Annotated in this window: 9 protein-coding genes, 1 tRNA gene and 2 rRNA genes (1 of these 12 running past the window's edge); all 12 read right to left on the reverse strand. The window is 61.1% G+C overall.

Features of this window, described 5'->3' with window-relative positions; all coding sequences use genetic code 11:
* Positions 1–151 precede the first annotated feature (151 nt).
* Positions 152–2,275: a recombinase family protein gene (locus tag J7346_RS10735; protein WP_209119935.1), complete on the reverse strand. Its 2,124-nt coding sequence runs from the start codon at positions 2,273–2,275 to the stop codon at positions 152–154.
* Positions 2,272–2,439, reverse strand: a complete 168-nt coding sequence (locus tag J7346_RS10740) for a hypothetical protein (RefSeq protein WP_209119936.1) — start codon at positions 2,437–2,439, stop codon at positions 2,272–2,274. Before J7346_RS10740 ends, J7346_RS10735 begins: the two co-directional genes overlap by 4 nt.
* The gene (locus J7346_RS10745) at positions 2,436–2,777 is read right to left on the reverse strand and encodes a recombinase family protein (RefSeq protein ID WP_209119937.1); all 342 of its coding nucleotides are present in this window, start codon (positions 2,775–2,777) and stop codon (positions 2,436–2,438) included. Before J7346_RS10745 ends, J7346_RS10740 begins: the two co-directional genes overlap by 4 nt.
* A 2-nt stretch (positions 2,778–2,779) precedes the next feature.
* A complete protein-coding gene (locus J7346_RS10750; RefSeq protein ID WP_209119938.1) occupies positions 2,780–3,259 on the reverse strand; it encodes a hypothetical protein in 480 nt (159 codons plus the stop codon).
* A 24-nt stretch (positions 3,260–3,283) separates the two neighbouring features.
* Complete coding sequence (locus tag J7346_RS10755; protein WP_209119939.1) at positions 3,284–3,454, reverse strand: hypothetical protein; 171 nt, start codon at positions 3,452–3,454, stop codon at positions 3,284–3,286.
* Positions 3,455–3,498: 44 nt separating this feature from the next.
* A complete protein-coding gene (locus J7346_RS10760; protein WP_209119940.1) occupies positions 3,499–3,723 on the reverse strand; it encodes a hypothetical protein in 225 nt (74 codons plus the stop codon).
* Between the two features lie 237 nt (positions 3,724–3,960).
* On the reverse strand, positions 3,961–4,212 hold the full coding sequence (locus J7346_RS10765; protein WP_209119941.1) for a hypothetical protein: 252 nt from the start codon (positions 4,210–4,212) through the stop codon (positions 3,961–3,963).
* A 79-nt stretch (positions 4,213–4,291) separates the two neighbouring features.
* Positions 4,292–4,972, reverse strand: coding sequence for a hypothetical protein (locus tag J7346_RS10770; RefSeq protein ID WP_209119942.1), 681 nt, complete (start codon positions 4,970–4,972; stop codon positions 4,292–4,294).
* A 43-nt stretch (positions 4,973–5,015) separates the two neighbouring features.
* On the reverse strand, positions 5,016–6,512 hold the full coding sequence (locus tag J7346_RS15040; protein WP_245157803.1) for a hypothetical protein: 1,497 nt from the start codon (positions 6,510–6,512) through the stop codon (positions 5,016–5,018).
* A gap of 100 nt (positions 6,513–6,612) precedes the next feature.
* Positions 6,613–6,689, reverse strand: a tRNA-Met gene (locus J7346_RS10785).
* A gap of 81 nt (positions 6,690–6,770) precedes the next feature.
* A 5S ribosomal RNA gene (rrf, locus tag J7346_RS10790) occupies positions 6,771–6,885 on the reverse strand.
* Between the two features lie 78 nt (positions 6,886–6,963).
* Positions 6,964–9,239: ribosomal RNA gene (locus tag J7346_RS10795) — 23S ribosomal RNA — on the reverse strand (it continues 509 nt past the right edge of the window).

Genomic DNA, 9,239 nt, shown 5'->3' on the forward strand with positions numbered 1-9,239 from the left:
AGGCCGCTCTCTGTGATGCGAGTCGATACAGTCTGGCACAAAAGGGATCCGGATCATCGCCTGCCCGCCCCGCCTGAAACCGGGCTCTCGGGATGTCTGGAAAGAGTCAGATCGAGCCGTTGATACGGGCGACCGGAACCGGACAATGTAGTCATTCGCCTTCGCTCCGGCGCAGGTGGCTCATCTTGATCACGGCGGCCTCGGGCGCTCCGAGCCGAATGATCCCGATTGGTCGGGGCGTGCTGTTCCGCTTGTTGAACCGCACCCTCCATTCGTTGTCCCGGATCTGGCGATCAGCCCAGACCCAGCCCCATTCACGGCCAGTCCCCAGCCGGATAGCCCTGACCCACTTGCCCCGGCGGTATTGCGCCAAGGCGATCCTCGCCCGGGTCTCGTCGGCCTCGCGCTGCTCGGGCGACGGCTCGACCTCGCGATCGTTCATGGCGTCGATCATCTCGCTGAAGAGGATCGGCCAGTCGGCGTCGTCCAGCATCCGGCCGATCAGGGCGACATCCCGCCAGAGCTGCTTTTCCTCAGGCGTCTGCGGCTGGAAAAGGTCGACGTAAAACTCAAACGTCGCGAGCGGAAGATCATGCATGTCCTCGGCACCACGGACGTCCATGATCTTCGTTTCGAGCGTCGCACGGTCCACAAGCCTGCTGATCTCGCCTTCGATGTAGACCCGAACGCCCTTCCCGCCCTTACCGTCGGGACGGCCGCCATAGCCGTCGAAGGGTTCGACCGTCACGCTGCTGATCAGGCTGCGCACGATCCCCCGCGCGCGCGCCGCATCGCGTTCGTCGCCTTCGAGGGCCTGACCGAGATCTTCCAGCAAGGCCTCAAACCGCTTGATGACGAAGTCGGCCGTCAACTCGGCCGGCGGCGGCGGAGCCGGTCGGACCACTTCGCGCTGCAGCCGCTCCTGGTCCGCTCCAAGCTTCTCGAGATCGTCGTTCAGGATCTTTCGAGCGAACGGGCCCGGCTTCAGGCGGCACTGCTCGCGGATGGACTCGATCTCTTCGTTGACCTCCGCCAGCCGTTGCTGCGCACGCGTACGGCGCTCGTTGGCCGCATCGGTGGCGGGACCACGTTCCTGCAGATACTGATGGATGAACCACGTCATCACCTCCGGCTTGGCAAGCCGATCGGTCAAGCCGCTCAAGATGGCCTTCTCGAGATCCTGACGTCGAACACGACGACTGTTGGAGCAGGCTTTAAGGCGGTAGGCCGAGCAGCCCATCGTCGTGGAGACTTGGACGTAGGAGCCGCCGCAAACGGCGCACTTCACCAGGCCGCTGAAGGTGTAGGTCGGGCGGCGGCGGTCCCGCAGCTTGGACGGCGGTCGAACAGCCAACCGTTCTTGGTTCCGGTCCCAGACGTCCTGCGGGACGATGCGCAGATCGGGTCGGTCGTGCTCGATCATATCGGCAACGTCCGCCTTGTATTTCTTCAGCTCCCCAGTTTTGGGGTCGCGCTCGTTCCTCGTCTTGCCGTGGATGTAGCGTCCCACAACCAGCGGATTCCGCAGCAGCCCATTCATGGAGCGCTGTGTGCCGACAATGGTATTGGGATGCCACACGCGGCCGCCTTCAGGCGTTGATACGTTCTCTGCCGTGAACGCGACCGCGATCTGGTGCGGACTGAGACCGGCATCGAAGTCGAGGTGCGCGCGCAAGACGTATTTCGCCGTCGCCGGGTCGATGACGATCTTCCGGATGGGGACGCCCTTGCGGTTGACCACGACCTGGCCATTCTCATCGACCTCCGGGACCAGCTTGTAACCGTAGGGTGCGTCGCCGAGGAACTTGCCGCGCTCGGCCGCGGCGATCCGTCCACGGTTAGTCCGGTCCGCAAATTTGTCGGACTCGATCTGGGCCATTTCGGCATAGAGGGCGAACTCAAGGCGGCCCATGACGCCCTTGTCGTGAGTGAAGATGACGACGTTCGCATCTTCGAGGCGGTTCTTCGCGTCGTGCAGTTCGCGAGCGTCACGGCCGAGCCGGTCCAGTTGGAAAACCGCAACGACATCCACGTCGCCGGTGGCGGCCATTGCCATCGCCTCAAGATAACCCGTCCGCTTCTTGATCGAGCGGCCGGACTTCCCCTCGTCCTTGAAGACGCCGACCACGATCCAGCCGAGGCGTTCGCAGTCTTCCTTCAGGATTCTGATCTGATCGTCGGCCCCGAGCGGGTTCTGCTGGTTGGTCGAGAACCGCGCCACGATGACGACGCGGGCGCCCGGCCCGGGCAAATCGGCCTTGCCGTAGAGACTCACGACAGAGCCCCCGTCGCGCTGTCCCGTCGGGCCGCCAGCCGGGCCAGGCTGAGCGCCAGCGACAGCAGCTTCTGCTCCTCAGGCGGAAGGTCGGGATGCAGCGTGGCGTCCCGGCGATCTTCAACCCGGCGCCACAACTCGTAGTCGACGTTCGTCGCAGTCATTCGCGCACCAGATCGTGGGCGATCAGCAGTTCGGCGCCCGACGCCTTCATTTCGCTGGTGATATTCATGATCGTGACCACTGATCGGCTCAGCCGCGCCAGGTCGGGCACCACGACGTAGTCGATATCCCCGGCCTTGATGCGCTGCATAAGTTGGTCCCGAGCTGGCGCCTTGGCCCCTTCGCTCCCGCTGACGCCGACATCCTCGAACACGCCGACAATGTCGCCGCCGATCGCGGACACAGCGGCCTTGCAGCGGTCGACGCGCTGGACACAGGGCAAAGCCCGGTCTTTGCCTTTCAAATTGGTGCGGTCATAGATGATGCAAGTCTTGGCCATGGTCAGACTCCGTCGCTCGACGTCTGGCCAGCGTCATGGCCCACAGCGGCGGTCCGCCGCGCCTTCGCAGCAGCGATGCCCCTGCGAACCCGGCGACCATGATGGCGCGACAGTTCTTCAGACATGGCCGACCGGATCAGCCATTCCAGACGGTGCATCCGGCCGAGGGCGATATCGACGGCTTCGATGCCAAGGTCTTCCAGACGCCCCACGACTTGGGGAATGTCCCAAGGCGAAGTGCAAACGAGCCTGAAGTCCGCCACAACGACATCGAATTCGTTGCGGTTCGCTGCGGCCATCAAATCGATCAGCGAGCCAGGGCTCGGGCGGCCAGGGCGTTGCTTGCTAGGAGCAGTGGCGGTGAAGATGGCAACGACATCTCCGGTTTTTTCTGCGACCAAACGAGTGAGGTTCTTGTCGGCATGGTGCTGAGCCGATGAATAGCAGAGGGCCACGCGCTTGCGCGTCGGTCGAATGAGCATTTCTCTTTTCCTTTCCTTAGGGCGTTACCGGCGCGGGCGCGGGCTGATTGAGGTGATGTGGAAGCGATCCGGATCGCCGTCCTCGTCGGCCGCGATCGTCACTTCGAATTCATCGGTCGACAGAAGGTCAGGCGACTTGACGGTCTGGTTCGAGGGAGGGAGCTCGTGGGGCGGCTCGGGGGTCTTCTGGGACATGCTGAGGGCCTGGGTTGAGTGAGTGAGGGAGGCGGACAAGGCTGCTAGTGGGGCAGGCCGTATGCGCGGAACGTCGTCACGTGCAGATGGCAGCCGGTATCGTCGCAGACGATGTTGAGCAGAGTGTCGCCGCCGCAAACCTCCGACAGGCGGGCGTGGAGCCCGATCACCTCGGCCAGGTCGTGACGCTCCTGGAACTCGCTGACGATGGCGCGGATCAAGGGCGTCAGCGGGGGCTGGTAGTCCGGATGGGGGTAGTGGTCGTTCATGAGGAACCTTTCAGGCATGGGGGCGCATTCGGACCCGAGGGTCCGTCAAGCAGATGAGTTTTCGGATTGGGCTGGCACTAGCCGTTGTTGATCAGACGACGGACCAGGCAGCGGATCAGGGGTTCGAGGGCGGGATGCAGGCCAATGACGGCCTCGCGCGCATCGCTCCCAGGTTGGGCGGCCGTTCCACGCCAACGGCTGCGGCGCCCCGGGGGATAGGCGAGGCAGATCGCCTGGTTAGTCGTTGACGTCGACAACGTAGTCGATCCGGTTCGCCGGGATGAGGATGGCGCGCCCAGGAACGTGGTCGTCTTCCGGCGTGTCTACCACTCCGAGGAGGAAGCGATCACGGGTGAGTTGACGCGCCATATCCTCGAAGTCGTCCGCCACGACCTTCAAATTGATTCGGCGGCCGCCCGAAATATGGACTTGGGCCAAGCGATGCTGGTGCATGGCAACGGCTTGGTAGGTGGGGTCGTGAACACGCATAACGTCATCCTTATTTTTGGGAACGTCATTCTAAATAACGAGCGCAACACCCCTTGTCAAGCACGCCGTTCTCAATAAATCAGGGCCGCTTGCGCTTCCACGTCCTCGCGGGCGGAGGGTTCTCGACCGCAAGCTTCAGCGCCAGCAGCACATCAATCCCGGCAGACCTGAGACCGGCCGCGCTCTTAACGGCAGTTCCAGGCAGGCCGAGAGGCGTGAATGTTTGCTGGGCGAAGAGTTGCGGGTCGGGCGATGGCACGCCCAACCAGATGCGGGCGAGCACGCAGTTACTGTAGACACTGATGTTGAAGGTGCGCGTTTCCACGACCGCGCCCAACAACCCACTCGGAAAGATCAGCCGCCGCCCTTCCTCGGAAAGGCGCGTGCGATAGGTCTGCTCCCATCGCTGCAACTCGTCTGCATTCATGATGCAGTGCTTCACCATTTCAGCAAACGGTTGACCCCAAACGTCCGCGAGAGGGCTCTGACTTATCCGCGCCGAAGAATCGTCCCAGGCGAGCGGCTGGAGTTCACGAGCCGCGGCTACCGCCGCAGGCCCCCCAGCGGGCGTCAACGCACCCAAGGTCGCCAGCAACAGCGTAGTGGCGTCGTCATAATCCATCTGAGCGGCGCCAAGCCCCGTCGTCTTGGAGTCAATCACCTCGGCATCACGCAGCACTCGCGCGAAATGGCTGATCATGGTCGCGGGACGATCATCATGCTCCGCAATCGCCTGAGCCAACCCTGGAAGACGCGCCATTCTCATTCTCGATGATTCTGATTTTAATTAAGAACGACGTACCTTAGATTGCTCCTACATGAAAGTCGCACTCTACACCCGCCGATCCTCGGACCTTCAGAACGACCGCTCCACGGCCGACCAGTTGGCCGCGATCAAGCGCAAGTTCGCGGATCGGACGGACGTACAGTTCGTCCACTTTACCGACGAGGGTATCTCCGGATCGGCCATGGCCAATCGCCCGGGCATCCGCGCCATGATGGCTGCGGCCGAGCGCGGAGAGATCGACCTCGTCGTCACCGAGGCTTTGGACCGCCTGTCGCGCGATCAAGAGGGTACGGCGCATATCTATAAGCGCCTGACCTTCTACGGCGTCGGGCTGGAGACCCTGTCCGAGGGGAAGATCAGCGAACTGCACGTGGGCCTGTCCGGCACCATGAACCAGCTGTTCCTGGCCGAACTCGGTCGCAAGACGCGGCGCGGGCTGATCGGCCGGGTGAAGGCCGGCTTCTCCGGCGGCGGTCTCTGCTACGGCTACCGGACCACCGAGAAGGGCGTGCTGGAGATCGACGACCATCAGGCCGGGATCATCCGCAGAATCTACAAGGCCTATGCCGACGGCGTTTCGCCCCGCGTGATCGCCCACATGCTGAACGCGGAGAATGAGCCGGGCCCACGTGGCGGCGAATGGACGCCTTCGACCATCAACGGCGACCGCCGGGCCCAGGACGGCATCTTGCACCAGGAACTCTACATCGGCGTGCGCGTGTTCAACCGCCGCCGCTATCGCAAGCACCCCGACACCGGCCGTCGCTCCTCGGTCCTGAACCCGCCCGAAGACTGGCTGCGCGAACCCGTGCCGGACCTGCGCATCATCGACGACGAGACCTGGCAGGCGGTGCAGGCGCGCAAGGCGGCCCTGGCCGACAAGCCGGCGGCCTACGCCCGTAAGCCCAAACGCCTGCTGTCCGGCCTGATGAAGTGCAGCCTGTGCGGATCCGGCATGACGCTGAACGGCGGCAAGTACGCCTGCAGCGCCGCCCGCGAGCGCGGGACTTGCAAGAACAACAAGATCATCGCCGCCCGCACGGTCGAGGACCGGGTTCTCGCCGGCATCCGCCGCCATCTGCTGTCGCCCGAAGCGATTGCCAGCGCCGTCAGGATCTTCCACGAGGAGCAGTCCACCCGCCGCCTGGAAGCTCTCGCCGCGCGAGCCCCGGCCGAGCGCGAACTGTCCGAGATCGGTCGCAAGCTGGAGCGGGCCCAGATGATGTTCATGGAGGAGATGATCACCATGGACGAGTTGAAGGCCCGCACGGCGCCGCTGAAGACGCGCCGGACGGAGCTCGAGGCTCTGATCGCCACCTCGCCCTCCCCGGTCGTGGTGCAACTGCACCCCGGCGCCGCGGAAGGCTACCGCCGCATGGCGGAGACCCTGCACCTGGCGATCGAGGGCGACGCCGGCGAAGACCTGCGGCGCGAGTTGCGAAAGCTGATCGAGGTCGTCGAGTTCGTGCCGCTGGATGGCCTGGGCAAGTTCGAACTGCGCGTCCGCGGCCAACTCGTCGGTCTGCTGCGTCAGGATCCCAAGGCCTGGAACGACAAAAACCCCGCCGTTTCGGGCGGGGTTTCTGATGGCTCTCACGGGTGTGAGGTATTTTTGGGTGCGGGAGCAGGATTTGAACCTGCGACCTTCAGGTTATGAGCCTGACGAGCTACCGGGCTGCTCCATCCCGCGTCGAAGATGGAAAGGGAAGATGTGAAGGAAGAAGGTTCGAGACTGCCCGGAGGCAAAAGACCATTTCTGTGTGACGGGTAGACCCGGCAGCGACCTACTCTCCCGCGCCTTAAGACGAAGTACCATCGGCTCTGGAGGGCTTAACGACCGAGTTCGGAATGGGATCGGGTGGGGAACCTCCGACATAGCCACCGGGTCAACACGGCACACAGAAATGAGAAGACATCGTCGCGATTATTATCGGCAAGTAAAACCGAATGAGTTTTGCTGAGAAACGATCAAGCCGATCGGATTATTAGTACCAGTAAGCTTCATGCGTCGCCGCACTTCCACACCTGGCCTATCAACGTGGTAGTCTTCCACGATCCTCAGCGAAGCCTTGTTTTGAGGTTAGTTTCCCGCTTAGATGCTTTCAGCGGTTATCTATTCCATACATAGCTACCCTGCTGCGCGGCTGGCGCCACGACAGGTCCACCAGAGGTATGTCCATCCCGGTCCTCTCGTACTAGGGACAGATCCTCTCAAGCTTCGAACACCCACGGCAGATAGGGACCAAACTGTCTCACGACGTTCTGAACCCAGCTCACGTACCACTTTAAATGGCGAACAGCCATACCCTTGGGACCTGCTCCAGCCCCAGGATGTGATGAGCCGACATCGAGGTGCCAAACTTTGCCGTCGATATGGACTCTTGGGCAAAATCAGCCTGTTATCCCTAGAGTACCTTTTATCCGTTGAGCGATGGCCCTTCCACGCGGGACCACCGGATCACTATGGCCGACTTTCGTCTCTGCTCGACTTGTCAGTCTCGCAGTCAGGCGAGCTTATGCCATTGCACTCGACGAGCGATTTCCGACCGCTCTGAGCTCACCATCGCGCGCCTCCGTTACACTTTGGGAGGCGACCGCCCCAGTCAAACTACCCACCACGCCATGTCCCGGACCCGGATAACGGATCTCGGTTAGACGTCAACGACAGTAAGGGTGGTATTTCAAGGATGGCTCCACCAGAGCTGGCGCCCCGGTTTCATAGCCTCCCACCTATCCTACACATACGGTCGCTAACGCCAAGGCGAAGCTATAGTAAAGGTTCATAGGGTCTTTCCGTCTGACCGCGGGAACCCCGCATCTTCACGGGGAATTCAATTTCACTGAGCCTGTGCTGGAGACAGTGGGGAAGTCGTTACGCCATTCGTGCAGGTCGGAACTTACCCGACAAGGAATTTCGCTACCTTAGGACCGTTATAGTTACGGCCGCCGTTTACCTGGGCTTCAGTTCGGAGCTTTCACTCCTCCCTTTAACCTTCAGGCACCGGGCAGGCGTCAGACCCTATACGTCGCATTGCTGCTTCGCAGAGCCCTGTGTTTTTGCTAAACAGTCGCTACCCCCTGGCTTGTGCCACTCATTTCTGGTTGCCCAGAGTGAGTCACGCTTATTCCGAAGTTACGCGTGCAATTTGCCGAGTTCCTTCAGCACAGTTCTCTCAAGCGCCTTGGTATGCTCTACCTGACCACCTGTGTCGGTTTCGGGTACGGTCTCTGCTGGAGTTATTTCCAGGGACAGCTTCGCTGCCAGGACAATCCAATAAGCCCTGACAACTTACGCCATCCGTCACTTCCAGCTGGTGCAGGAATATTTACCTGCTTCCCATCGACTACGCTTTTCAGCCTCGCCTTAGGGGCCGACTAACCCTGCGCAGATTAGCTTTACGCAGGAACCCTTGGTCTTTCGGCGACAGTGTTTCTCACACTGTTTATCGTTACTCATGTCAGCATTCTCACTTCCGATACCTCCAGCCAACCTCACGGTTGACCTTCACAGGCTTACGGAACGCTCCGCTACCGCTTGCAGTAAACTGCAAACCCATACCTTCGGCGAACGGCTTTAGCCCCGTTACATTTTCCGCGCAGGATCGCTTGATCAGTGAGCTGTTACGCTTTCTTTAAAGGATGGCTGCTTCTAAGCCAACCTCCTGATTGTCAAAGCAATCCCACATCGTTTCCCACTTAGCCGTTACTTGGGGGCCTTAGATGATGGTTAGGGTTGTTTCCCTTTTCACGACGGACGTTAGCACCCGCCGTGTGTCTGCCCGATAGCTCTCTTGGGTATTCGGAGTTTGGTTAGAATTGGTACCGCTCGCGCAGCCCGCATCCATCCAGTGCTCTACCCCCCAAGGAGTTCGTCGGACGCTCTACCTAAATAGATTTCGCGGAGAACCAGCTATGTCCAGGTTTGATTGGCCTTTCACCCCTATCCACAAGTCATCCCAGAATTTTTCAACATTCACGGGTTCGGACCTCCAGTAAGTGTTACCTTACCTTCATCCTGCTCATGGATAGATCACCTGGTTTCGGGTCGTCATACGTCGAACTTAGCGCCCTATTCAGACTCGCTTTCGCTACGCCTACACCTAACGGCTTAAGCTTGCTCGACACATGAAGTCGCTGACCCATTATACAAAAGGTACGCCGTCACCCCGCATGGGGGCTCCGACTGCTTGTAGGCTTCCGATTTCAGGATCTGTTTCACTCCCCTTGTCGGGGTGCTTTT

The organism is Brevundimonas sp. A19_0, assembly GCF_017744255.1.
In the GTDB taxonomy this organism is placed as follows: domain Bacteria; phylum Pseudomonadota; class Alphaproteobacteria; order Caulobacterales; family Caulobacteraceae; genus Brevundimonas.

Coding starts and splice junctions, on each gene's coding strand:
- J7346_RS10740 (WP_209119936.1), bottom strand. CDS start 2,439: ATGACTGCGACGAACGTCGACTACGAGTTGTGGCGCCGGGTTGAAGAT.
- J7346_RS10745 (WP_209119937.1), bottom strand. CDS start 2,777: ATGGCCAAGACTTGCATCATCTATGACCGCACCAATTTGAAAGGCAAA.
- J7346_RS10750 (WP_209119938.1), bottom strand. CDS start 3,259: ATGCTCATTCGACCGACGCGCAAGCGCGTGGCCCTCTGCTATTCATCG.
- J7346_RS10755 (WP_209119939.1), bottom strand. CDS start 3,454: ATGTCCCAGAAGACCCCCGAGCCGCCCCACGAGCTCCCTCCCTCGAAC.
- J7346_RS10760 (WP_209119940.1), bottom strand. CDS start 3,723: ATGAACGACCACTACCCCCATCCGGACTACCAGCCCCCGCTGACGCCC.
- J7346_RS10765 (WP_209119941.1), bottom strand. CDS start 4,212: ATGCGTGTTCACGACCCCACCTACCAAGCCGTTGCCATGCACCAGCAT.
- J7346_RS10770 (WP_209119942.1), bottom strand. CDS start 4,972: ATGGCGCGTCTTCCAGGGTTGGCTCAGGCGATTGCGGAGCATGATGAT.